22 protein-coding genes are annotated in these 24,829 nt (G+C 43.7%); 7 read left to right on the plus strand and 15 right to left on the minus strand.

From position 1 onward, the window contains the following. Nucleotides 1–359 precede the first annotated feature (359 nt). From V1U08_RS02835 to V1U08_RS02855, 5 genes are all read right to left on the minus strand, one after another. Complete coding sequence (locus V1U08_RS02835) at nt 360–2,891, minus strand: mechanosensitive ion channel domain-containing protein (RefSeq protein ID WP_330469863.1); 2,532 nt, start codon at nt 2,889–2,891, stop codon at nt 360–362. A gap of 68 nt (nt 2,892–2,959) precedes the next feature. Then, nucleotides 2,960–3,559 carry an ABC-type transport auxiliary lipoprotein family protein gene (locus V1U08_RS02840; RefSeq protein ID WP_330469864.1) on the minus strand — a complete coding sequence of 200 codons (600 nt, stop codon included), beginning with the start codon at nt 3,557–3,559 and terminating at the stop codon, nt 2,960–2,962. A gap of 38 nt (nt 3,560–3,597) precedes the next feature. Beyond that, nucleotides 3,598–4,569: an MlaD family protein gene (locus V1U08_RS02845; protein ID WP_330469865.1), complete on the minus strand. Its 972-nt coding sequence runs from the start codon at nt 4,567–4,569 to the stop codon at nt 3,598–3,600. Then, nucleotides 4,562–5,368: an ABC transporter ATP-binding protein gene (locus V1U08_RS02850; RefSeq protein WP_330469866.1), complete on the minus strand. Its 807-nt coding sequence runs from the start codon at nt 5,366–5,368 to the stop codon at nt 4,562–4,564. Before V1U08_RS02850 ends, V1U08_RS02845 begins: the two co-directional genes overlap by 8 nt. 9 nt (nt 5,369–5,377) lie before the next feature. Then, nucleotides 5,378–6,556, minus strand: a complete 1,179-nt coding sequence (locus tag V1U08_RS02855; protein WP_330469867.1) for an ABC transporter permease — start codon at nt 6,554–6,556, stop codon at nt 5,378–5,380. A 278-nt stretch (nt 6,557–6,834) separates the two neighbouring features. On the opposite strand from V1U08_RS02855, the gene V1U08_RS02860 reads away from it, so the two are divergent. The 6 genes from V1U08_RS02860 to V1U08_RS02885 all read left to right on the plus strand — a co-directional run bounded on the left by V1U08_RS02860 (nt 6,835) and on the right by V1U08_RS02885 (nt 12,730). Then, nucleotides 6,835–7,047, plus strand: coding sequence for a DUF1656 domain-containing protein (locus tag V1U08_RS02860; protein WP_014234514.1), 213 nt, complete (start codon nt 6,835–6,837; stop codon nt 7,045–7,047). A 12-nt stretch (nt 7,048–7,059) separates the two neighbouring features. Further along, entirely contained in the window at nt 7,060–7,923 is an 864-nt protein-coding gene (locus tag V1U08_RS02865; RefSeq protein ID WP_014234515.1) for an HlyD family secretion protein, read from the plus strand. 12 nt (nt 7,924–7,935) lie between these two features. Continuing rightward, nucleotides 7,936–9,294: an FUSC family protein gene (locus V1U08_RS02870; RefSeq protein WP_330469868.1), complete on the plus strand. Its 1,359-nt coding sequence runs from the start codon at nt 7,936–7,938 to the stop codon at nt 9,292–9,294. A 74-nt stretch (nt 9,295–9,368) separates the two neighbouring features. Further along, entirely contained in the window at nt 9,369–10,271 is a 903-nt protein-coding gene (locus V1U08_RS02875; protein WP_330469869.1) for a hypothetical protein, read from the plus strand. A 12-nt stretch (nt 10,272–10,283) separates the two neighbouring features. Continuing rightward, complete coding sequence (locus V1U08_RS02880; protein ID WP_330469870.1) at nt 10,284–11,465, plus strand: BamA/TamA family outer membrane protein; 1,182 nt, start codon at nt 10,284–10,286, stop codon at nt 11,463–11,465. Nucleotides 11,466–11,560: 95 nt separating this feature from the next. Beyond that, nucleotides 11,561–12,730 (plus strand): DUF4056 domain-containing protein, encoded by a 1,170-nt coding sequence (locus V1U08_RS02885; protein WP_330469871.1) that lies wholly within the window; start codon nt 11,561–11,563, stop codon nt 12,728–12,730. Between the two features lie 453 nt (nt 12,731–13,183). Here the strand turns inward: V1U08_RS02885 and V1U08_RS02890 are convergent, their stop codons facing one another. The 3 genes from V1U08_RS02890 to pta all read right to left on the minus strand — a co-directional run bounded on the left by V1U08_RS02890 (nt 13,184) and on the right by pta (nt 16,469). Continuing rightward, nucleotides 13,184–14,335, minus strand: coding sequence for a GGDEF domain-containing protein (locus V1U08_RS02890; RefSeq protein ID WP_268669146.1), 1,152 nt, complete (start codon nt 14,333–14,335; stop codon nt 13,184–13,186). Between the two features lie 317 nt (nt 14,336–14,652). Then, entirely contained in the window at nt 14,653–15,411 is a 759-nt protein-coding gene (locus tag V1U08_RS02895) for a TSUP family transporter (protein ID WP_330469872.1), read from the minus strand. An 8-nt stretch (nt 15,412–15,419) separates the two neighbouring features. Further along, nucleotides 15,420–16,469, minus strand: coding sequence for a phosphate acetyltransferase (gene pta, locus V1U08_RS02900; protein WP_330469873.1), 1,050 nt, complete (start codon nt 16,467–16,469; stop codon nt 15,420–15,422). Between the two features lie 156 nt (nt 16,470–16,625). Here pta and V1U08_RS02905 point away from each other — a divergent pair, with 156 nt between their 5' ends. Next, nucleotides 16,626–17,414: an IclR family transcriptional regulator gene (locus tag V1U08_RS02905; protein WP_020335189.1), complete on the plus strand. Its 789-nt coding sequence runs from the start codon at nt 16,626–16,628 to the stop codon at nt 17,412–17,414. Between the two features lie 335 nt (nt 17,415–17,749). On the opposite strand, the gene V1U08_RS02910 is transcribed toward V1U08_RS02905, so the two are convergent. The 7 genes from V1U08_RS02910 to V1U08_RS02940 form a co-directional block, all read right to left on the minus strand. Then, nucleotides 17,750–18,652, minus strand: coding sequence for a cache domain-containing protein (locus V1U08_RS02910; RefSeq protein ID WP_330469874.1), 903 nt, complete (start codon nt 18,650–18,652; stop codon nt 17,750–17,752). Between the two features lie 11 nt (nt 18,653–18,663). Continuing rightward, on the minus strand, nt 18,664–20,004 hold the full coding sequence (locus V1U08_RS02915; RefSeq protein WP_020335191.1) for a TRAP transporter large permease: 1,341 nt from the start codon (nt 20,002–20,004) through the stop codon (nt 18,664–18,666). A 15-nt stretch (nt 20,005–20,019) separates the two neighbouring features. Beyond that, nucleotides 20,020–20,568 (minus strand): TRAP transporter small permease, encoded by a 549-nt coding sequence (locus V1U08_RS02920; protein ID WP_020335192.1) that lies wholly within the window; start codon nt 20,566–20,568, stop codon nt 20,020–20,022. A gap of 123 nt (nt 20,569–20,691) precedes the next feature. Then, entirely contained in the window at nt 20,692–21,693 is a 1,002-nt protein-coding gene (locus V1U08_RS02925) for a TRAP transporter substrate-binding protein (RefSeq protein ID WP_020335193.1), read from the minus strand. Between the two features lie 114 nt (nt 21,694–21,807). Then, the gene (locus V1U08_RS02930; protein WP_330469875.1) at nt 21,808–23,259 is read right to left on the minus strand and encodes an NAD(P)/FAD-dependent oxidoreductase; all 1,452 of its coding nucleotides are present in this window, start codon (nt 23,257–23,259) and stop codon (nt 21,808–21,810) included. 49 nt (nt 23,260–23,308) lie between these two features. Next, nucleotides 23,309–23,734 (minus strand): nuclear transport factor 2 family protein, encoded by a 426-nt coding sequence (locus tag V1U08_RS02935; RefSeq protein WP_330469876.1) that lies wholly within the window; start codon nt 23,732–23,734, stop codon nt 23,309–23,311. 266 nt (nt 23,735–24,000) lie between these two features. Continuing rightward, nucleotides 24,001–24,804, minus strand: coding sequence for an FRG domain-containing protein (locus tag V1U08_RS02940; RefSeq protein ID WP_330469877.1), 804 nt, complete (start codon nt 24,802–24,804; stop codon nt 24,001–24,003). Nucleotides 24,805–24,829 lie beyond the last annotated feature (25 nt).

Here is a 24,829-nt window from a genome sequence, read left to right on the forward strand (position 1 = left end):
AGCGTTATACAAAGTCTTCAATTAACAAATACACTAGAGTTAAACAAGTTAACTGAGCTGTTTTTAATAAGATAGAACAATATACCACCGCGTTTTTTTCATACTCCCCCCTCGAAGATTTGACGCACTAAACCGTATTTGAAAACTCTATTTTGTCTTACCACCAACATTTCTAGTTTATCAGAAACTTAACCGTATTAGCTCGACATGCATTTATTAAACATCTATTTGGAATGAAATACTTAGAACTTAGTAGGCAGAATCCTCCAAAAGAACTGACTATGATAAATTCGAACGCTAAACCACCCTCTTACTGAATATAATTCGACACTCGTGTATGAAAGGTGAATGAAAATTCATTATTTTTCCTTTATATGCAGATCAAGTTGAGGGTAAGAGATTTCCACCTCATTCTCTTTGAATAACTGATTAATTTTCTTGTTAACCAGGTGAAGCGTTGGCAAGCGGTCATCAATTGAATTGATATAAAGTCTAAGCTCAAACTCCAAGCTGCTATCGCCGAACTTCAGAAAATAAACTTGTGGTGCGGGAACGCTCAACACAAGCGGAGTATCAGCCACGGCTCTATATAGTAAGTCTTCAACAAGGTCTATATCTGAGCCATAGGCAACACCAACAGGGATCACTACCCTAGTAACAGAATCAGTTAAGGACCAGTTGATAAGCTTGTCTGTGATAAATACTTTGTTGGGGACGACAATCTCTTTATTGTCCCAATCGATAATGGTTGTTGAACGCGTTTGAATCTTGCTTACCGTTCCAGAGAGCTCGTTAATCGTCACTGTATCGCCAATCCTTATTGGCCTCTCAAACAGCAAAATCAAGCCTGAGATGAAATTGGCAAAAATTTCCTGTAACCCGAAACCCAACCCAACACCAATTGCCGCAATCAGCCATTGCAAGCGCTCCCAATCGACTCCGATTGTCGTAAACGCAATAGTTATGCCGAGCATCAGGATCACATAACGGAGTAATGTAGTGATTGTGTAGCCAGTTCCCGGTGCCAGACTCATCCTGCGTAGAACCAACAACTCTAAAAGACCAGGGATGTTACGAATACTCACAAAAGCTACAACTAAAGTCAGTACCGCATAGACTAAGGACTTCATAGTGATATCTATCGCTTCAGCATCGCCCCCCGAAGATTGAGTCACCTGCCATAAAACAACGTTGTCCATCCAGTTGGTTAACTCCAGCTGACTGGACCATACTGTCGAAAGCACAGTAACAAGCAAGACCAGACTCAGCCCTTTCAACAACGCCATTGACTGCTCGCTGATGGATGCCTTATCCAAACCCTGGTCTTCAGCATCAAAAGCCATGACATCTTCAGGCAATCCCTCGCTTTCCCGGGCAATCTTTTCCTCTCGTTTGGCAAGAAAACGCTGATAACTTAACTGTCGTTGCTCTAGAATCAACCAACGCTCACCCAGCTGATAAACCAATAATACCCCGGTTAACGCAAATATATTGAGCTGCTGAAGAACAAGTATCTTCCAAGAGCCAATATACAAACCCAGTATGGCCATAACAATAACCACAAAAAATGAACCAAGTATTGAATAATAAACAACAAAGAGCCCCATTCCAGATTGGAAAAAAGCAGGCAGGTGAGCATTAACATCGCCTAAATTTAACGCGCTCTTGTAAAGCACAAAAAGCAGAATGACCACCAGCAGATAGAGTATGCGTAGAATTTCGGCATCATTTTGTTGAGCGATCAAACGGAAAAATTGGAAGAAAACCAGAATGACTAGTAAGGGAAACATTATCACTCGTATTCGATGATGAATCGTATGGCACACCTCCGTTGACCACCGAAAATGCAACTCAAGCACCCCTTTCTTTCTGCTCAAGTGATAGAGAAAACCAACACTCCATAAGAGAATAAAGCTGGCAACCATGACCTCATCGAACAGAATTGACGGATGGCGTGCCCATATGAAATCTATAAACCACACACAGGTAAAGAAAAATATCGGTAGAATTGACGACGCAACAAATGTTATCAACAACACAATGATGCTGTTTGAAAAGCTGTCTTTTAACGGATTTCCAAATACCTTTTCTTGCCGCTGAGAAACAAGATCAAGTTTTAACCTCGACCACCAATTTAAAAACAGCAATAGCAGTGAGAGTCCAACAAAATAGACTAATGAAATACGCGCCTTAGACCAGTCGATACTCTGAACACTTGAACTGATCACTTCCCTTACGCCAAAAAGTTTTCGGCTGTCGAGCTTAAAAACGTTTTCCCAAATCGGTGAGTTACTGTATGTCCAAACTTGGCGCTCTTTAAAGAAAGATCTGGCCTCTTCGAGGACTAGAGAGTAGTCACTAGACACTGCTAATAACGAGTCTATCGCCGTTGAAAGCGTTTTATATAATGCAATCAATTCCTGGAGCTTGTCCGACTCCAAAACCCGTTCCGCTTTGCTTATCTCATATAGTCGAATATTAACCTGTGCCCGATAATCCTGAAGACTTTCAAGGTCGACGTTTTGGGGCAACTCTTGCAGCATTTTTCTGGTGTAAGCTCCGAATTCCGTTGTTTTATTAAGCCAATCCAGATTACTTTTTATCACCTCCAACTCTTCTGTAAGCTCGGCGTACTCCAGACTGACTCTTTCCAAATCTGAGGACATTTTGGCGATTTCGAGCTTAACCTTATCAAGCTCGATTTCGAGCTTATGAGTATCGGTGAAGTTCTCTTGGTCATACTCGATTTCTCTCTCTATAAAGTTTTCCCTGTTGAAAACTTTAGAGTAGGCGGTTTGCTCCTCATAGGTAAGAACGTAGATGGAAATCGACATGACAACCATGATCGTAAATGCAACGACATACGAAAAAATTTCCTTTTTTCTAATCACAGCCACCCCTTACCAATACGGAGAATCAGGGAACACATTTGTCACAAATGATTATAGACTTACCACGGTTAACCCTGGCTAATCTCCACTGACAAAACTTCGAGAATCTGCGTGAGCGCAACGCCCAAACCTCTCGCGTATGCTTCAGGCGTTCTCTCTGACAAATCCACTTGTCTCAAAATCTTTTTATCAAAGATGATCGTTGGTCGAACACTCGAACTGTCTACCAATATGAACTGAATTTCCATTACGGCTGTTGGTGTTTGGTCCTTTCTGAAATCACCGTACAATTGCGTCACGATGGTCTTTAAAACCAACGGAGTAGAAACCCCTGAACTGTATGGAACGGCATGTTCAACTAGACCAGAACGAGTAAGTGTGGTTGGTAAGTGGCTTTCGATCAAAGTGCTCGGCTCGGATATATAGCGATTGTAATAATCCGTCTCGAAACTCACGTCTGATAACCTGAAAACCATCTGAGTATTATTGAAAGGGCTGTCTACGCGAACGCTATCAATGAGTAAAAACTCAAACTTTGGGGAAAAGGTTTTGTCAGAATCATCAAGCACGATGGTGTAGTGCTTTGGGCTTTCCACCGGCTCATTGATACTGCAACCGGCTAATGCAATAGAACACAAAATCAAAGGGAGTAATTTATTAATATTCATAACTGACCACACTTGTTTGATTATGTATGTTTAAACTATCAATCCAGCTTCAACTTCTCGGGCTCAGCACTAAATATGATGCTAGATGGCTGACTCTTCAAAGTCTCCGAAAAGTCCTTTAGATTTTCCACCGTGACCCTGAGGTCTTTTATTACATAATTAATATCTGACTGATTGTCGGCCATAATGACGTCTAGCCTGACAGCAGCTCGGTCTAAATCATTGATTAATTGATTCAGCTCTCCCCCATTATTGAGGGTCGTATTTAACTTTTTACTGATCTGCGCAACGGATGAAATGATCGCTTTAATTTCAGCGTCCGAAACCACGCCATCAACACTTTTCACCATTTGGTTCGTGTTCTTCAATAGCTCTATCAACTGCACACTCAGACTTTCAACATCTATCTGCCCAATGCTGCCGTCGAGAGTCTCAATTAGCATATTGATATTACTTACCAGTGTATTGATATCTGCCTCGTCCAAACGGTCAATGAGGTTCTGTATGCCGGAAACAATTTTACCTGTAGAGCTTTTTGTCGATGGTACATAGGGGTATTCTGGAGTCCAATCAAAGGTCAAGCCTTTCTCTGTTGATATAAAGTCAAACGATAGGAACTGTTGGCCAGTGATACCAGCTAACTGAGTTGTCGCTCTCAGCCCACGATCGATGGCCACTTGAACACTCATGTCCCACTCAGCAACTGTCTTTTTAGCGCCGGTAATTTCACTACGAACCACAACATATGACCTTCTGTTTTCTCTTGGTACATCCGATTCATAGATAGCATCGGAGAGTTCAATCGATACCACCTCTCCTGCCGTTATCCCTCTGAATCTCACGGGCGCGCCTACATCAAGTCCTGAGACTGACTCATCAAAGTAGGTCTCGACTATCATCTTGGGCTCAAATAAGCTTCTTCCTTCCAAAATGAACAGGACAACAAATAGCGAGATTAACGCCGAAACCACAAACAGCCCTAATTTATAACTGCCTTTTGAATCATCCATTACTTAGCTCACTCTCTTGTTTTAGTGCATCTGGCTGCCGATTGAAAAACTGGCGAACCCGCGTATCTTTACTGTTATCTCGTAAATCTTTAGGGCTGCCCTCTGCGATAATGCTTCTCGATATAGGATCGAGCATGATTGCCCTATCGGCGATAGAAAAAATACTTTGCAGCTCATGCGTCACGATGATGAATGTGTACCCCAAACTCTCTCTCAAATTTAAAATGGTTTGATCTAAGTTCGCCGCAGTGATTGGGTCTAAGCCTGCCGACGGTTCATCCAAAATCAAAATATTCGCCCCAATCGCCATGGCCCTGGCAATACCGGCTCGCTTGAGCATCCCTCCAGAGAGCTGACTTGGCATGAGTTCCGCAGAATGCCCCATCTCTAATAACTCTAATAATGTCCGCGAAATTTTATTTTTCTCCGCCAAACCGAGGTCGGTAAATTCATCTAAAGGGAAACGCACATTTTCTAATATGTTTAATGACCCAAATAACGCGCCGCTCTGATACATAACACCCAGCTCGCGCTGAATGGATGACTTTTCCGACTGTCCCGCATGTACGATACTCTTGCCATTTATGGATATGTCGCCAGACATTGGCTCGTACAAACCAATAATGTGTTTCATGAGGCTGGATTTTCCGCAGCCCGAACCACCTAAGATAACGAGAACCTCACCACGCCTTACATTAAAGCTGGCGTCTTCTAGCAAGATTTTATCGCCGTATCCCATTTTTAAGCCGGTGACCACGACTGCATCATCTTTATCTGAATCATTGAATGCCGAATTCATTGGACACCCTCAGGTTAGTAATACGGTAAAGAAGCCATCAATCACGACTATCCATATGATGCTGCTCACCACTGCGCTTGTTGCTGCCAAGCCGACCGAAGTCGAACCTTGGCCAGTGGCTAACCCCCGCTCACAACCGATGACTGCAATAATAAACCCAAAAGTGGTCGCCTTTACCAAGCCAAATATCAAGTCCCAAGCAGAAAGTGCATTTAAAAGTTGGTTGTAATATTGGACGAAACTTATATCGAACTTCAGTAAGACAAGTGCACCACCGAAAACACCGACAATGTCGGCAAGTATGGTCAATAGAGGGAGCACGATAACGGAGGCATAGATGCGAGGTATGACGAGAAACTCCACAGGACTTATCCCAAAGGTGCGCAGCGCGTTTATCTCTTCATTGACTTTCTGAGTCCCAATCTCCGCGGCGAATGCCGCACCAGTACGACCTGCGAAAACGATCGCCGTCATCAATGGGCCTAACTCTCTAAACATGGATATCCCAATCCCATCCGCTACGAACAGAACTGCACCAAATTGTTGAGCAACTAAGCCAATTTCAAAGGCGATGATGACTCCCATTAGAAAGCCAATTAACAGAATGATAGGGACCGCATCCGCCCCTGCCCTTGTCGAAATATTCGAAACAGTCGCCCAGTTGACGTTTTTCCTCCCACGTATTCCTATCTTAAAAACCAGTACGCACTCTTTGATAAACTTAACCACAGAACCGACATAAACGAGCATTTCCATCGTTGCTTGCCCGACACGCTCGAAAAAAACACTTTTTCTTTTAACGTTGGCAGACGTACTCCTCGTGGGTACAGGGGGAACAAGCTCTGCCAAACTAGGTTTGAGGCCAATTATGGAAATTTCAGCGCCAGGAGCACGAAATCGGGTCTGTAAATCCAATAAGAATGCGACACCAGAGATGTCAATAAAGGTTAGATTGCTCGCGTCTACCACGATGGGAGAATTTGGGTGTGATTCGAGAAGCTTGTTCGCTTTATCCCAAAGCTCTCCAACAACAGCAGAAGTAATGCTATCAGCCAACTCAATTTCTAAATTGCTTTCATTCATAGACTTCCACTCACCAATAAACACACACCCACATTGCGAAAAATCACTCAATACAGAGTAAAAACTGCGGATGCTTACCTCGATTAAGCTTAGCCAACGTTTCAAGGTTTCATTTGTCGTGATGAGTCTAATTGATTAATTAACTGGGTTAATTCCGGAGAATATGATCTTTGTCATGAGTTCACCTCGCAATTCAAAACGCACTAATGGCCAAAGAAATGCACCAAAAGTTCCTCTTCAACATCAAGGCATCGACCTCTGAATGAAAAACGAGTGATGGTTGCACGCCCCAAACATGATGGATGTCATCCTACATAAGCGATTATTTGAAGTAGATCACTTCCTTTATATTTGTCCCATCAAATAACTCTGAGGCACAACTCATGAACCCAATGCCGCATGAACTCGTGTGGGGCGAGATTTACTTCCCCCCATTGTTGCTGGTGATCGGATTGGCTTACGTTCTGACCACACTAGTTACATCCTTCGCTGTTCGTTTGGGCCTACACAAACATGTGGCGTTCCCAGCGATAGCCGAGCTGAGTTTAATTGTTATTTTCACTGGCGTTATCGGCCAATTTATTACGATATTCTGAGGTAAGTTCACCGTGATTAAACGTTATCTAATTAGTCTGTTATTGCTTTGTGGGGCAGGAGCTGTGGCCTATTCCTACTACGAAACATACGCCAATAATCCGTGGACAAGAGACGGTCAAGTCAGTGCTTATGTCATCTCGGTAACACCGCGCGTCACAGGACAGGTAACCAACGTATACGTAGCTGATAACTCAAAAGTTAAAAAAGGCGATTTGCTGTTTGAGATTGACCCAAGCATCTACCAAGCGACATACAACAAAGCGTTGGCGAGTAAAAAGCAAGCCTCTGCACTCCTGGCTAAAGCGAAAAATGAAGAACTACGCGCCATTAATCTCGCAAAGCGTAGTCCTGGTGCCGTACCGGCCTTAACGCTAAGCAATTTAGCAAACGCCGTCGAAACTTCAGCAGCAAACGTAGAACTGGCCAAAGCAACGATCGAGGAGGCGCAACTTAACCTCGATTACACCAAAATTTACGCGCCAACTGACGGATTCATTACCAACTTAAATGTTCAGGCAGGTTCACAAGTGGTGGCCAACTCTCCAGTCGTTGCTCTTATTGATGAGAACAGCTTTTGGATTGAAGGCTACTTTAAAGAAACTGACTTAGCGGGTATTAATCCAGACGACCGAGCCTACGTGACGTTACTGATGCGCGATGATGTGCTGTTAGAAGGCAAGATTAAGAGTATTGGTTTCGGCATTGCTAAAAAAGATGGCACTACGGGCAACGATCTCCTGCCTAATGTAAACCCTAACTTTCAGTGGATACGCCTGGCTCAACGAATTCCAGTCAAGGTAACACTGGACGAGATCCCTGAGGGTCTACAGCTACGTGTCGGCATGACAGCATCCATCAAAATCATGAAACACTAATAGGTAAATACCATGCTCAATGCCTCTACCAAAGAAGCCATTAAAGTCGCGCTATCTATCGTGATTGCGCTCAGTCTTGCGCTATGGTTCCAGTGGGAAAAACCATACTGGGCTGCAATTGCAGTTGTGGTTATGGCATTGAACGAGAGCTATGCCCATTCCATTCATAAAGGACACAACCGTGTGTGGGGAACGCTAGTCGGTATCGCTTATGCGCTTTTCTTAATTGGTACGTTTCCCCAGGATCCTTTCTTGTTCCTGAGTTTTCTAACCATGTTTCTTGGGTTATGTATTTTTATGTCAAGCGACGAGAAATATGGATACATATTTTCGATGGCTTTTACAGTATGCTCCATCGTCGCTTGCATGGGTCAATTTGATGATCAAACTATATTTCACTTCGCAATATTACGACTTCAAGAAACGGTACTAGGTGTAATAACGTTTTCTGTTGTTTATAGAATTGTTTGGCCTATTAATACCGAACAAAATTTTATCCAGAAGTTTGAAAATAGCCGAACTCTGTTGCTTGAAGCATTAAAAAATAAGCACGACTTTAACATTGAAGCGCTTGAAGCTAATGCGGGAAATATTAATAAGCTATATCAGCTACTAAACTTGCCGTTAAAGGACAGCTATCAACTAAGGCAGCACAGACGAGTTTGGCTTGATCGAGTCAATGAAATGACTCATATCCAAGAAAGACTACTGAGTCGAGTGAATAACTCGAATGAAAACAGCGCTGAATGGAAAGTGTTGGCAGAAAAATTAGAAAACTTTTATGTAGATAAGCCTCAAACGTCTCTTATCGGCTATAGAAACAGCAATAAAACTGAAAGTGTCAAAGTATCAATTCATCAGAAGAAACGGACACTTAGCCAACATATCAAAGACGATAGACGTAAAGTTTTTCATGGTGTGTCGATGTTCGTAACATCATTACTCGTTTGGATTTATCTCCCGGTACCTGGTGGTTCAATTTTCCCAATGATTGCAGCTGCTTTTTCTTGCATCTTGCCGACAATGCCGCCGAGTGTACTCAAAGATGCCTTCTTCGGCGTAATAGGTACTGGAACGGTAATTTTACTGGAGTATGTGTTTTTGATGCCCCTAATGACCGAACTATGGCAGTTAGCACTATTCTACTTCATTAACACAATAGTGATTTGGGAGGTTTTTTCAGCACCAAAAATGATGATTCATCGAATACTAGGAATCAATCTATTGGTCGTACTTACCTCTGGCGCTTTAAACCTGACTCCAACATATAAAATTGAAACGCCAATTCTTATGCTGACGAATATTTTAATTTTTCTTCTGATTGGGAAGTTATTTTCAGATCTATTTTGTAAACCTCAAAATTTAAAATAACAGACCATTAAACATAATAAATTTACTGATTTCCTCAAGGAAGAGGTATTTGACTAACTTGAGGAGATGCTATTGTGAAAATAAACTTCGTACTGGCTTTTTTGACCGTTCTATTTGCCCCATTGGGCGTTGCTCAAGAATCATTTTTCCCTATTTGGGGTGAGGAAGCTGAAAAGCGAGGCTATTCACTACCCAAGCCTTACGGCCTTTCTCTTTCCTATATGGATATGAGCAACCCTATTACAGTCAACAGCATTGATTTGACAGGACACCCTGTACTTGACGCGCTTGATATTGATGCCAACCACGCAGATTTTACAGGCTCAAATATTACTCTGAGGGGAGATGTTTGGATTTTCCCGTTTATGAATATCTACGGCATTATTGGTTATACCCAAGGTACCAGTACGGCAAAAATTAACTCACTCGGCTGTGATGCTTCCTCTGTGAACGGTATCGGAAACAAAGCTCTGTGCTCGTTGCTGGATGCTGCAGGCGACGAGTTACCGGACAATGCCGTATTTGAGCTGGATATGGACGGCGGAACCTATGGCGCAGGTACCACGTTGGCGGGAGGCATAGGAAATTGGTTTGCTTTACTCGATATGAACTACACCTACACCAGCATTGCCGCTATTGATGGCAATATTAAAACCTTCGTTGCCGCACCTCGTGTCGGGTATCGCTGGCAATATGATGGCGGACGCGAGCTACGTGTATTTGCCGGTGCCATGTATCAACATGTTCAACAAGAACTGTCTGGTGATCTAAAGAGCTTAAATCTACCGCGAGAAATCCATGAACTCGTCGATCACTTGAGTCCAGATGCCGGCTTCAATGTCAGTCAAACTGCTGACGAGAACTGGAACGGCGTGGTTGGCTTCCAATATACCTTTAACAAAGACTGGGAAATCTTGATGGAGGCCGGATTTGGCGAACGTGAGACTCTGTTCTTTTCTCTAGGACGTCGATTCTAGGCATTGAAAATCATGAAAACAACACTCCCTCTTGTTTGTCTGTTTATGTCTGGGATCGCCCTCGCCGAGCAGACGGAACCGAAACCAGAACAGCATGAACAGACCAAGTATCAGCAATATCAAGCGTGGCTTGAGGATCTATTGCTGGAGCTCGGCGCAGATGGTCAGTTCGATCCTGAAAAAGGCGTCGACTGGAGTGTCATGCCCGGGCCCTTTTATACTCCGGAGAAAAAGTTTGGTATTGGCGTGTCGGCAGTTGGCCTTTACAAACCAGATATTAACGATACCGACTCGCAGCCAAGCTCGATTACCATTAATGGATTTGGGTCAATAAACGGCGCTTATGGGGTATCGCTCAATAATGCCAACTACCTCAAAAACGACCAATACCGTTTATTTTTTGATGCTGAGCTAGTGGATTCTCCCGATGTATTTCATGGCTTTGGGGTTGATGCAGGAATGCACAATGAACGGGTCGATTATAACCGACGCAGTTATTCCGCCTCCATCACTGGTATGACGCGTATATTACCTAACACCTACTTAGGAATTGGTCTCTCGTTTTCCCATAATGGAGCGTCCAACGCCAAACAAGAAAACACAAACACACCTTGGATTGGTGATGATTTTGCGGAATTTCCTGAAACGCAGCGTAACATTGGCGGCTTGCTCAGTGTGACTTATGACTCGCGGGATTTTGCCCTTAATGCATCAAAAGGAAGGCTGATTGAGCTTGAATATCAGAACTTCAGTACTGAATTAGGCTCAGACAATGATTTTGAACGTGTAAGGTTCAATTACAGTGACTACCACGCTCTATCGTTAATTCCTGGGGTTCTGGCCTGGCAGGTGCGTGCCGAATCTAATTTCGGTGACGTGAGCTGGGATCAAATGGCGATGCTCGGAGGCGCAGAGGCGCTGCGTGGCTACGAACAAGGTCAATATCGCGACAGAAACATGCTTATTTCCCAAGTGGAGTACCGGCAGCCGCTATCCGGTCGCCATGGCATGGTGTACTGGTTAGGAGCCGGCACATTGGCTGAGGAATTTGATCAACTGGGTCATGACAAGTGGCTTTACTCTGTCGGCGTTGGCTACCGATTTGAAATCAAGCAACGAGTTAACCTGCGTTTAGATATCGGCTTTGGTAACGATCAAAGTGGTTTTTACTTTGCAATTAATGAAGCGTTTTAACTGAAATGAACCGTGTACTTTATAAACCCTTTTATACTATCGCACTGTGTGCCTTTCTTACTGGATGTTCATCCTCTGATTGGGAAACCCATGCTGTGCCAACTTCGAATCAGGCCGCAGATATGCTAGCAGGCAATTTGACGACCAGTCAGAATTGGTATTTGGATGAGTCTCGCTTCCCTCAATTGACGGTACCGCAGAACGTTCGCCCGTGTTGTGCATTTGGGGATATGCAGAAAGTTAAATTCGGGCCAGTCCCAGTGCCTTTTTTCCGACTGAACAACATTGTCGAACTTGAGGAGATAGGTCCGCACAAGTTTGCCAGCGGGATATATCACTACACGCCTTCATCCTCATCGGCATTGGGCCATGGCGGCAGCGAAAATAACGGTATCTTATACACGCAGAAAGGTGGCTTTATAGACCTCGCCCATGTACGCGATACCGCCGATGACACCATGGGATTATTTTTTGAGATATTCGCTAACCTGGGTCAAGCCCACCGCATTGATTTACCAGCCGAATTAGGGCCAAGGTATATCGAGATGACCCCGTTCGACGCGTCTTTACTAACCGAGGAGCAAAGATGGTCTGTTGCGGCTCACCTTGCAGCGCGTTTAGCCTACTTCAAGGCGGAATCCCACGAGATTGCCCAATGGCACGGCTACGCTAGTTTTTCTGGATGGCCAGAGACGATTTCAGCCTACTCGCTTGAAGATCTTTACTCCAATATGTTGGGCGCGAAAATCGTACTTAGCCTCATTCAACAGCATAAGGTGTTAAACGAAAGAGACTATAACCAAAACGTCAGCTTGCTTCTCAATGCAAGCCTGCGAGGACTTGGCATTGTCGATAAGTCGAAAGCAAAAATGGTCTTAGCCGCCGTCGACGGAAAATGGTGGAACTCACAAGAGTCGATCCCAAACAAGTACATGGTTCTACAGCGTCATTACGACCTTGGCGACCAACAAACGCCTCATCTGCTGACACCAGAGTTATTAGGCGAACAGAATCCAAGTTTGCTATATCTTGCGCAATCTTCCGCAACAGTCCTGACCTTACCAGCATCTTCTGAGTCAATAGAGCTCGATAGCATTGCCAGGTTAGTGCTTGAGATAGCACCGAGCTACGCTGACACCTTTAACCATATCCCAAAGCATATCTGGTCAGAGCGTATTGATCATACTCAGTTTCCAGTTATTGCGCAGTATGCAGAACAACAGGATAGTCAGGATTTGAAACAACTAGGTATTACTCATGAGTAACGTCCATTCTTTCATAAAAGTGATTCGATTATTTATCGTCCCTCTCCTGTTTACGGGTTTATACGGATACGCTAGCGGTAATCAGTATAAACTGCACTGGACCACTTTATCTCTTGTACACCGTTGCTTTCCTTCAAGTTGTGGGCAGGATAGTTAGCAGTGACACCAAACTCAAATCAAATTTCATGTAATCTTTTTGGGCGTTGGATAAACAAATTCGATATTGTTGAGATAACCTCTGTGGACTGCCCCAGTATGTCAAATCACGACTCGGTGCTACTGTGGATCAGTTAGGTGTAACATTATAATCAATGTGCATATTTTGCACATTAGCTAGTTCTATAGCCAAAACGACGCGCTCTGAAACGGTTTGGGGCTCAAACGTGCTAACCACGGTCGTGCTAGCTCGCCTATGGACAATTTCGATATATAGAAGCTATGGGAGCGGCGAAATTACTGGCCAACAATACAGTTACGACCTTGGTTTTTCGCCATATACAGAGCTGAATCAGCTCTGGTGAAAGCACTTTGTAATGTGTCTTGAGAAGTTAAGTTACAGTAACCAATGCTAACTGTAATGGGAATGCTCATAGCCGATAAACGGCTCTGTGATTCCACTGATGAATGGATTGTATGCAACGTCGCCAGAGCTTGTTTGGAATCATTATCCGCAATAAAAATCACAAACTCCTCTCCTCCGTAGCGGCTAACCAAATCGCCCTTTTTAAGACTACCAGACAGAATTTTAGAGACATAAACGAGCGCGTTATCACCAACGTCGTGACCAAAGCGATCATTTACTTTTTTGAAATGGTCAATGTCGACAACTGCAAGCGTTCCCTGAATAGGCAAATCACCCTGAAACAAATGGGCAATACGCTCATTAATGTAACGACGGTTGAACAACCCTGTCAGCTCATCCCTAATGGATCTTTCGTAGTGCCAGTCTATCTGATTAAAAAGAAATAACGACAATAATCCGCCTAACAAGAAGAAGCAAACTATGTTTTGAGTCACCACGACTGCGACACGGTAATACTCTACTTGACCTGTTACAGCCAATGCAAAAGTAGGAAAACCAGCAGCAACAAGGCAAACCAATGCAGCTAAAGCGAGCATACGCTCGCCCTTACCATTTGAAGTTCTATGTTTGTGACAAAGTAAAAAAGTGGAAGCATACACCAGAGCAAAATTGACGAACGCAATCTGAACACGCAATTCAAGTGTATTTGGTACGAAGTGATAAATAAGAGTTTGTATCGCTGTATATGAGCAGACATGAACAATTGCTAGCTTCCATAACCACGGCTTAATATCGCGTTGATACCAACTTATAGAGCCAAATAGCAACAAATACGCAACTGTCATGTACATAAAATTGTTTAATAAAACAGAATAAATAAGCGGAAGCCAGGAGCGAATAGCCATTGCTGCAAACGCAAAACCAAACAGCAGGAAAAAGTAAAAGAAATAAAGTGCTGATCGACGTTGATAGTGAGTCAAGCCAGAACGAATCTGAGATAAAAATATGCAGCCAACAGCACTACAAACAATATTGTTTATTACGCTGGCAAAATCGATGAGGCTTGAGCTTGAATTAATCACTACTTTTTTGCTTAGGCTAAGTGGGTCAAATAAACCGCTGATAATGTAAAGGTGACGCAAAACACTCAAACATGTTAACCAATCACTCGATAAGAATCCATTAAAGTTAGATGAGATAAATCGGGTCGAGATGAAAGAAATGAGAATGCCTAGAGTATCACACCTAACCTAAATTAGGAGATGTCAAATTTGCTGGTAGCACCATACTACACAGTAATTAGTCATTGGCTCTGTTAGATATTGCGCATTGACTTTCCACTGGTGTCGATCTTTTACGACGCCCTATACTTTATTGGCTCAGTAAGATGAGTTCAGCTTTACCCCAACGACGTAGCAGAAGTCCCTATCAAATACCCACCAACCATCATTAATACTCCAAATACCAATTTCCTCAACTGGTCGTTAGACAATGGGGGCGGATATCGTCTGGCTATCAAAGTGACTAGTGCGACTAACGGAACTGCAATGACGGACAACCAAATAATACTTGCACCTAAACTACCATCAAAATACACATAAGCGGTGCGCGAAGCAGAAGTGCAGGCAAAGACCATCAATAGCGTGCTACGTACTAATTCAATGGAAAATGGCTGTCTGTAGAGATGATAAACAATGGGTGGTCCTGCCATGCCAAACAACCCACCAGTGAGGCCGGAGCCGAATCCTGAAAATAAAAAGGACGTCGAAGCGGAGCGCATTACTAACGTCTTCGGTTTAAACATGAAATTGAGCCCTGCGGCTAAAATCATGATGCCTAGTAGACCACGTAATATGTTGGTCGCTGAGTCACTGAGTTGATCGAGCAAAAATACCCCAGCAATCACGCCAGGTACTATACCCGCCACTAAAGCCAGCATGATTTTAAGTTCCCCAGACAAGGGCTTACCTACCAATGCCACTAAGCAATTAAACAAAGTGACGATACTCACCACTGCGGCGATAACGGGCAGTGCAACCAGATTAAGACTCACAGTTAAACCGATCACAATGATACCGAGACCAAATCCAGTCACGGTCTGAAAGTAAGTGCCAATCATGATGGCGGCAAGAATGGCGAGTAACGTCGGTAATTCCATTTATTTCCCTAGTTGGTTATGTCTTCTTTTATTGAGGCGGATGAAACTTGGTCTATTTTCTTATCTTGTTGAGCCTGAACCGCTGTAACCGCAATCACATTAAAAATGTCCTCAGCGCAACATCCTCGAGATAGATCATTCGCTGGCTGGTTTAACCCTTGTAACAAAGGGCCTATTGCCACCGCACCACCTAACCTTTCTGCCAGCTTGTAGCCTATATTTCCCGCTTCTAAATTAGGAAATACCAGAACGTTAGACTGGCCTTTCACTTGCGAATCCGGCAGTTTTTTAGCAGCAATCTCAGTTACGATAGCGGCATCCAACTGAACGTCTTGGTCCACGGCGATATCAGGACAACGCTGTTTCACTAGCTGAGCTGCGTTGCGAACTTTGTCGACAGATTCATGCTTCGCGCTGCCATTAGTAGAGAAAGACAGCATGGCCACTTTAGGTTCTTCCATTAATAGCGATTTAGCACTGGTTGATGCGGCAATAGCAATGGAAGCAAGCTGCGTTTCATTAGGATCAATCACCAGTCCGCAGTCACTGAAAATCAAACCACCCTTGAGGTTGTGAAAAGGTTCGCACAACATCATCAAAAAGAAGCTCGACACCAACTCACAGCCAGGTGCAGGGCCGATAATTTGTAAAGCCGTACGAACCACATCGGAGGTAGTATAAACAGCACCGTTCACCGTGCCGTCAGCAAACCCTTCTTTCACCATTAAATTGGCAAATATGAGAGGATCTTGAACCTGTTCTAGGGCGTCGTTATAGGACATGCCTTTCGCTTTACGCAAAAGGTATAGACGGTCAGCTAATGCTTCTTTAAGAGGCGAACCCTGAGGCGAAACAATTTGAATGCCTGCAAGACTCACATTATGCCGCTCCGCAGTCTCTGCAATCACTTGTTGATCACCAATCAAAGTGATGTATGCCAATTGCTTATCCTCGGCCATCCGCGCTGCGGCAAGCACTCGAGGGTCTTCAGCTTCGCTCAACACCACTCGCTTACGATCTAACTGAGCTTTGTTGATAATCCTTTCCATCGCCTTCATACTATAAATTCCATTTAATGATACATTTTGTTCCATATTTTAATTAAATGTTAATCGCACTAATAAAAAAGATCAAATTTTATTCAGAAAATGGATATATACTAAATTGAAATGTACAATCTTAGACTTCGACGTATCGCAAGGATAAATGACTCTATGCCTACAGAAACACCGCAAGTTCAAGGAGATACTCCTACGCTCAGACTTTTTGCACTATTAGAGGTGATAGCGCAAAAAGACGAGTTCATATCTCTACAAGGATTAGTAGAAGAAACCGGACTACCAAAACCAACCCTGCATCGTATGTTGCAGCAGTTAGAAGCCGCAGGCATCATTCAAAAAGACGGAGATGAAAAGCACTATAGCTCGGGTATTCGTTTGAGAAAGCTAGCCGAGAACTTGTTGCTTAATAGCACCATGCATAGCGCAAGACGCACAATTCTCGAGAACCTCAGAGAAGAGGTGGGTGAAAGTTGTAATTTAACAGCGCTGTCCAGCGGCGAGATCATCTACCTCGATCGTGCAGAAACAGAAGCCCCCCTTCGCTTCCATTTGCATCCGGGGTCACGAGTACCTGTTCACTGCTCTGCAACGGGCAAACTGTTTTTAGCGCATATGTCTAAGTCACAACGTAGGCGGCTTATTGAGAATGTTCCTCTCACTCAATATACCGTAAACACGATTACTGATTACTCCGAGTTGGAAAAAAACATCGAGGAAGCAAAAATCCAAGGTTTTGCCATTGATGATGAAGAGTTTCTGCCCGGTCTAGTCTGTATTGCCGTGCTTGTGCCTTCTCCGACAGGACAATCTAATCTTGGTTTAGCAATACAGGCCCCTGTTATTCGCGTCAAACCAGATGAAGCTATTAAGTTCTTGCCTACTCTGCAAAAAGCAGCGAAAGCACTAGCAAAAATAGAAGCCGATAACTGGGGCGAACATTAGTCCCCAAAATACTCAATGGATACGTTAGCCACTTAGCCTGGCAAAACAACCAACCCTGTGGCGCCAGTCGCTGACCTTATTGCCAAACACAAATCCTAACCCCAGTGAGATCCAATCTACTGGGGTTTGTCTCTTTCGGTCGACATGACACAGATCGGTCACTTAAAAACGCAACCGAGAGCACGAATCGGCTGAGAACACACTTCGAGTGGCTATGGTTCTACCATACTTGTTCCACTATTGTGTTTTATATGAATGTAAAAGAAGAAATGGAATAGAATGGATCGCTACCAATCAAATTAAAGATTGATAGCGATAACGAATGGAAAGCTGAGCTAGGATAGGTTTGATTTAACGTAGTAGCCAACAGCGACAAGTTTATTATCGAGCACTCGGTAATAAGTGTGCTTGGTTTCCACTTTGTTCGATTGAGGGTTTAGCCACTGATAGATGTACACGCCTCGACCGTTTTTCTTAGCTAACGTCAGTAATTCGGTAAGAATAGGCTTATTATCCGGGCTTAAAATCTCATCATGTGAGCGTCCCACCAACTCCGGAGATGCGCCATGAGCAAGAAACTTTCCCGAACTCATGTCCATCACAAAGACGTATAAATCGCCCTCAACAAAGCTTCCTTCAGGGTCGTTAAACTCATCAATACTTTTCTGCTCAGATTCCACCATGGCTTTCATCGCTCTAGCGAGTAACCGCTTCGCCTCGGATGTACTAGCGCGCTCTGGGTAGTAGCCGACGGCCACAATCACTTCGCCAACACGCTCAAAGAAGGTGGTTTTAGGCTCCCCCATACGGTCAGTAGGGTTGGTCCAGTTGTATTTCACTTCCCCGTAACCTTGATGTAGCGCCTTGGTGATCATTTCCCGAAAAAACGGCTTGCCGTAAACGTCTTGCGTATCAAGCACACTATCGCCAATCAACACCATAGACGAGCCACCGCTCGCTAGGAATTCACCGTCAATACCTAAGGCAAAGACATACAGTTCCCCATCTATGTATTCAGGGTCACTCATGAAGTCTTTTACGCTCTCCTCTCCTACTGTTTGAACATGTATAACTGCCTTGGCCAAGAGGGTTTTCGCACGCTTTTCCGCTTCACTTGCTACGTGAGGCTCCGTGATATCGAGTACATTCACGGCAGCGCTATCTTCCGCACGCAAAGCGACACTACCCAACACAATGGACAACGCACAACCTATAACAATCAGTTTCAATATGTTCATGGTTATCTCTCCTAATAGCCAACTAATGACGGTAGCCAAAGCGTGATTTGTGGGAAGAAGGCGATAACAAACACGCCCAGTACCGACGCAAGAACAAATGGGTGAATCTTAGCGGTAATCTGTTCAACTGTGGCTCCACCAATACCCGAGGCGACAAAGATATTTTCGCCGAGAGGCGGAGTAGCAAACCCTATCGATAACGTACAAACCACGACAATACCAACATGAGTTGGGTCAGCACCTAACATGTACATGATTGGGAGCAAGACTGGCACAATGATCATAATCGCCGCTAACGTTTCCATAAACATGCCGATAAACAACAGCAATATGATGGTTAGTGCCCATACGAGATACATATTGTCTGTAAAGCCAAGTAGTGACTCTGCTACCACTACTGGAATTTTCTGTTCAATCAGTAAGCGGCCAAACACGGTTGCCGCAAATAAGATCAATAGAACGCGCCCAGTGATCCATGTCGTTGTCGACAACGATTTAAGAATGTTCTTAAACGAGAGTTCACGGTGTATAAACAAGCCAACAAACAGCGAGTAGAAAATAGCCACCACTGCCGATTCTGTTGGGGTAAACATACCGCTATATATGCCGCCGAGGATCAAGAACGGCGCTAAAACAGACCAAAGCCCGCGGCGTAATGATTGCCTGATTTCTCCAAATGACCAGTTTTCTGTCAGACCTTGATAGCCTTGCTTTTTCGCAATCATATAGTTGGTAATTACCAAGGTTGATGCCATGATCAGTCCTGGAATCACGCCCGCAACAAACAGCTTTGGAATCGATAGTGATGCAAACTGGCCATGTTGAGCAATGGCCTCTGGCGGTGCCATTAAGCCCATGGCAGAGATACCGAAGATAACTAGCGGAATCGACGGCGGGATAATAATCCCAAGCCCACCTGATGCAGCGGTTACTGCGGAAGCATAGCTTTTTTCGTAATCGCGCTTAACCATTGCGGGTACCATTAACATACCCACCGCCGCTGTGGTTGCTGGGCCAGAGCCAGAAATCGCTCCGAAGAACAGACACGCCATAACCGTTGCAGCCCCTAGGCCACCAGTCACTGGTCCCGCCAGGCTTTCAGCAATATCCACTAAACGTTTGGAAATGCCAGCGGCTTCCATCAATGCGCCAGCCAATACGAAGGATGGCAGTGCCATCAAAGGGAAGTTGCCCACTGAAGTAAAAGCTATTTGCACTAGTGCAATGGGGTTTTTATCCAATATCAAGTAGGCAGCCATGGATGCGCCTGCGAGCGATACAGTAATTGGTGCGCCTAGAATTAACAGTGTTAAAAAACCACCAAATAGGATTAGAGTTAAATAGGATTCCATAATTACATCTCTCTGTTACGACTCTGGCAGTGACTTTTGAGCGGTCATTTTGCGAAGTTCTTTTACTTCTGGGTCTTCATTCTTGGCACCTTTACACAAGCGCTCATAGTTGTTCCAAATGATCCGAACCATCATCAGAGAAAATGCGATCGGTAAAATCATGTAGAAGTACTTCATCGGGATACCGGTCGTCTGCGATTTCCAGAAAAGATTCATTTTATTGAATACAAAGTCGTAGCAGAGGTACACAAAATAACCGTTAAACAGCAGCCATAGTAAATCCGCTATGGTTTCACTGATGGTCTGTACGATGGGAGGAAAGAACTTAAAGTGGAAACTTACTCGGTTATGGGCTGACATTTTCGCGGCAACCACCGCACCTAAATAAGCAAACCAGACAAACATATAGGTGGCAACTTCATCACCCCAAGGAATGGAATAGTCAAACAGCTGACGAGATAAAATTTGCGTAAAAAGTAGTAAGACAAAGCTCGCTAGTAATAAACAACAGGTATACTCCTCGATGTTGTTTAGGTGCTTTCTAATTATTTTAGCGACTGACATATAACCTCCAATGTTGATTTTTACATGACAACCAGTCGCTCAATGTGTTTGAGCAGATAAACGAGTAACGCCATGCAAAAACCCTATCCAACGGACTGCCGTCAAATAGGGTGTAACTAATCGTTATTGTCTACCCAGTAGCTCAAGAACGTTATCTAGCTTCTCTTTACCCCCAATGCTTGAGTAGAATTTTGGCCATACTGAAGTAGTAACTTTCTCTATCCACTCTTTTTCACCGTTCGCAGGGTCGGTGAATACCATGCCTTTACCTTCGAGATCTTTACGGATCTTGATTTCCGTTTCTTCTAAGTAAGCAAAGCTGTGATCTGTTGCCTCTTGACCGGCCTCAAGAATGGTCTTTTGCATCTCTGGAGATTGTTGCTGGAATACTGACTCACTGATGATGAGCGGCTCAAGCGAAAAGATGTAGCGGATGTTAGTAACGTACTTTTGTACCTCATTGAACTTCATCGCATACACTGTAATGTATGGGTTATCTTGACCGTCAACCACACCTTGTTGCAGACCCGTAAAGGTTTCAGACCAAGCCATTGGTGTTGGGTTTACGCCCCAAGCTTGGTAAGAAGCAATCATGATTTCGTTACGAGGAACACGAATCACCAGCCCTTTTAGATCTTCTGGCGAGGCAACTGGCTTCTTCGAGTTGGTCAATACTCGAAAGCCTGAATACGCCCAACCAACGATTCGAACACCAGCATCTCGAATGGTGTTTTCTACCAATTCCTGACCTACCTTTCCTTGTGTCAAAAGCACGGCTTCTTCAGGGCTTTGAATCACATAGGGCATCGTTAATAAGCCAACCGTTGGTGAAAATGGGGTTACGTTGTTAATTGCTAAAACGGAAAAATCTAACAGACCAATAGCCGCATCATTAACGGTGTCTTGTTCATTACCCAATTGTCCATTTGGGAATAGGTCAATTTTTACTTTGCCATCTGTCTTTTTCTCCATCAACTCGGAAAAAGTCTTGGCTAATTCCCATTGCGTTCCACCAGCAGCATCGCCGATAGCCATTTTGAAGTTTGCTGCCGAAGCCGTGTACGAAAACACTGCTGTCGCTGCAATTGTCACTCCAGCAATGATTTTGTTTTTAATAAGTTTCATAGTCTTAACCTTTCATAACGTACAGACATCCACTCTGTACTTTGCTTACAAGGTGACCTGGTACAACTTTCCTGGTCGTCGTCATTTCCCTATTTTGGAGATAGGCTTTGAGTGTTACAGCACTTCATCCTTTAGTGAGTACCACTGGTAAAGGAATCGCTGTCCTACTCGTCGAAATGGTGCAAACATCTCCGATTCCACCACTTCCCTCACGTTTGGAAACGGAAGTTTTGATTCGAATATTGGTAAGTCGAGCTTGTGTCCCTCTCCTCCAATCCACTGAGCCAGACGTTTACCGGCTTGCGCTGAATACATCACACCATTACCGCCATAACCCAAGGCGTAGAAGATGGATTGTGATGGATTCGGTTGATAGATTCTTGGCATCATGTCGTGGCTTACGTCCACCCACCCCCACCATGAGTAATCAATTTGGATTTGGTCTAATGCTGGGAATTTTCGCGTAAGGTCTGAACGTAACATGTCCTCGTATTTCTTCTCTGGCGCATTCTTACCGGTAATCGCACTACGAGTTCCAATCTGAACTCGATTGTCTGGAAGTAAACGATAGTAATGACGAAGTACGCGAGTATCCGTAATCACCTGATTGGTTTTGAAGTTACACGCGGCAATTTCGTCTTGAGTTAAAGGACGCGTTACCATTGAGTTTGATAAGACTGGGAGCAAACGGTTTTTTAACTCCGAGTGCAGACCCTGGCTGGTATAACCGCCAGTACAAACCCCCACCGAGCGAGCCTTTACCACACCACCTGGTGTTTTGAGGTAGTGTACGCCACCGCGAGTTTCCCACCCCATAACAGGGCTAGCTGGATGGACCTTAATGCCCAACGCGCGCGCTTTTCTCAAGTAGCCAAAAGCCAACTTACCTGCATGAATACCAATACCTTCTGGTTCGTGCATTGCACCTGCTGCTTCTTGGTCGCCGACATAGTCTCGTTTTACCGTGTCAGCATCTAAAATTTGCGCGTCGTAGTTGAAGGTTTCGCGAAGCAATTTCGCTTCTTTCTCTAATCCCGGCATCATCTTTGGACGATGGGCCACATATAGGTGACCACCGGGTTGTGGGTCACAGTCGATATCCTTGATCAGTTCCTTGAATGTGTTCATGCCATCCACACACTCGCGGTGCATTTTCAAAGCCGTTTCAAGGCCCCAACGTTCAATCCACTGAGAACGCTTTAGTCGTCCTGACGCACATTGAGCCTGACCGCCATTACGGGTGCTACACCCCCAACTCAAGCGATTCGCCTCGATAACTGTTGCTTTAATCCCATACATTTCCGCAAGGTGAATTGCAGTACTTAAGCCTGTAAACCCAGATCCAATAATCGCAACATCGACATCCATATCCGATGTGATTGGGCCATCGTCTTCCGGTGGAGCACCCGCTGTATCTACCCAGTAAGTTGGGGCGTACTCTTTACCATGACCCGGCGTTTTATCCTTTAGCGGATCATATTTAGGATCGTATTTATCTTTCGCTTGGGTGCTTTTCGCATTAGTTTCTACAGCATCGACTGCTGGTTCTTCCATTACTAAACTCATAATTCGACTCTCCTAGTCATAACCCCTGAACGAATAGTGGTTGCCATGTTTACTTATTTGGAGTGATAACTGGTCGAGCTTTTCTAAAGGCATTCTTAACACTGATTTTTCCATCACGCAGAGTAAAAACATCCACCATACGAGCTTCGATCACCGTACCATCAGGGTTGGTAGCAGAGAAGGTTGATTCCGTTACTGCACGATCGCCACAAACAAAGTGCACAGGGTCGCTCCAAGCCGCATCTGGGAAATTCTGCCAAACCAGTTCGAAGCTATTACGAACGGCTTCGTACCCTTCAATGGTGTTTCCAAGCAAGCCATCTCCTGCGACGGTCTGAAACACACAATCATCGGTCATAAATGACATTAATGCGTCAATGTCGTGGTTATTCCAGGCATCGCTAAAGGACTGTAAAAATGTCGTGTCGACTTGGTTTTCCTGTAATAATGTTGCTGTGTTTGTTTGCATATTCATGTTCCAAAGACCTTTTATTTTTTCGTTATTGGTTTAATACAGAGCAGTTCTACATTGCCGTTTTATTAGAGCATTTAAACTATAATTACGAACAATTAACAAGTTTATAACATCCCTCCACTCTAACTTTCAGTTGTGGTATGTACAAACTCTAAGCTCACAGATTTAATTTTTTTATAATTTAATTTTTGACCTAGTAAGTTTTAAAATCGTTTTTCATCGACTGATTATTCAAACGCTTGTTTATTTTCTACGTTAATTTGTTGTTAGTCGAAATCAAAGTCTTGATTATACTTACGCCCATATTGTTCTAGTTTCCTATCATGAAAATTGACTTCAAAGTCGTCTTTAATTTCGCCACTTTGACTGTCTAAGTCATTTTCCGAACTAGATTCAAAATCTATACTCGTCATTTTTTCTTCAACATTCGATGTTGTCTTATTTAATTCACTCATAGATATCAACTCCTTTAATAAGTTATTTTTCACTGAGGGTAAAATATTAATAGATATTAGATCTTTCACATACTCTTGCTCATCATGAAGAGAATGTATACAGCTATTTCTTTCGTTTATAAATGGATGAATTGAATACCATTTATCCTGTTGTTGCTCCTGAAAATCGCAGTCGACAGCTTTAAATACCTTTGTACTTTCAATATGATGGGGTGAACTTATAAAACTAGCCTTATGACGTCCCCGAACCTTTATTATATTTATACAATCCTTGGTCGAACTGTTACAGACAGACCATATTGCGTTAAAAAGACTCTCAGTCCACTCTAGTAGTCGTGTAGGAAACCCTTGTTGTTCGGACAAACACATTAATAGCCATTCATTAACAGCACGGGAACCCAGCATCGGTACTCCGTAAACTTTCATTGTGGAAAGAAGTTCTTGTTCTACCCTTCTAAGGTTATTGCTATTTACTTTGCCTAAACTTGGAATTAGTGCACCGACTTTATATTCTTCCGCTCGATATATTAATGTGTTATTTCTTTTGGACTCAGAAAATACATTTACTATTTCATATAATTCTTCGAGCATACTGATATAATATTTACCTTTCATAATTAATACTCTTACTATCGAAAAA

This window comes from Vibrio sp. YYF0003, assembly GCF_036350715.1.
Lineage (GTDB): Bacteria > Pseudomonadota > Gammaproteobacteria > Enterobacterales > Vibrionaceae > Vibrio > Vibrio natriegens.

What these genes read in the sequence shown, in the direction of transcription:
- V1U08_RS02930 (WP_330469875.1), bottom strand. Translation starts at nt 23,259, where the DNA reads ATGAGTTTAGTAATGGAAGAACCAGCAGTCGATGCTGTAGAAACTAAT.
- V1U08_RS02935 (WP_330469876.1), bottom strand. Translation starts at nt 23,734, where the DNA reads ATGAATATGCAAACAAACACAGCAACATTATTACAGGAAAACCAAGTC.
- V1U08_RS02905 (WP_020335189.1), top strand. Translation starts at nt 16,626, where the DNA reads ATGCCTACAGAAACACCGCAAGTTCAAGGAGATACTCCTACGCTCAGA.
- V1U08_RS02850 (WP_330469866.1), bottom strand. Translation starts at nt 5,368, where the DNA reads ATGAATTCGGCATTCAATGATTCAGATAAAGATGATGCAGTCGTGGTC.
- V1U08_RS02940 (WP_330469877.1), bottom strand. Translation starts at nt 24,804, where the DNA reads ATGAAAGGTAAATATTATATCAGTATGCTCGAAGAATTATATGAAATA.
- V1U08_RS02860 (WP_014234514.1), top strand. Translation starts at nt 6,835, where the DNA reads ATGAACCCAATGCCGCATGAACTCGTGTGGGGCGAGATTTACTTCCCC.
- V1U08_RS02925 (WP_020335193.1), bottom strand. Translation starts at nt 21,693, where the DNA reads ATGAAACTTATTAAAAACAAAATCATTGCTGGAGTGACAATTGCAGCG.
- V1U08_RS02895 (WP_330469872.1), bottom strand. Translation starts at nt 15,411, where the DNA reads ATGGAATTACCGACGTTACTCGCCATTCTTGCCGCCATCATGATTGGC.
- V1U08_RS02840 (WP_330469864.1), bottom strand. Translation starts at nt 3,559, where the DNA reads ATGAATATTAATAAATTACTCCCTTTGATTTTGTGTTCTATTGCATTA.
- V1U08_RS02910 (WP_330469874.1), bottom strand. Translation starts at nt 18,652, where the DNA reads ATGAACATATTGAAACTGATTGTTATAGGTTGTGCGTTGTCCATTGTG.
- V1U08_RS02845 (WP_330469865.1), bottom strand. Translation starts at nt 4,569, where the DNA reads ATGGATGATTCAAAAGGCAGTTATAAATTAGGGCTGTTTGTGGTTTCG.
- V1U08_RS02880 (WP_330469870.1), top strand. Translation starts at nt 10,284, where the DNA reads ATGAAAACAACACTCCCTCTTGTTTGTCTGTTTATGTCTGGGATCGCC.
- V1U08_RS02920 (WP_020335192.1), bottom strand. Translation starts at nt 20,568, where the DNA reads ATGTCAGTCGCTAAAATAATTAGAAAGCACCTAAACAACATCGAGGAG.
- V1U08_RS02870 (WP_330469868.1), top strand. Translation starts at nt 7,936, where the DNA reads ATGCTCAATGCCTCTACCAAAGAAGCCATTAAAGTCGCGCTATCTATC.
- V1U08_RS02915 (WP_020335191.1), bottom strand. Translation starts at nt 20,004, where the DNA reads ATGGAATCCTATTTAACTCTAATCCTATTTGGTGGTTTTTTAACACTG.
- pta (WP_330469873.1), bottom strand. Translation starts at nt 16,469, where the DNA reads ATGAAGGCGATGGAAAGGATTATCAACAAAGCTCAGTTAGATCGTAAG.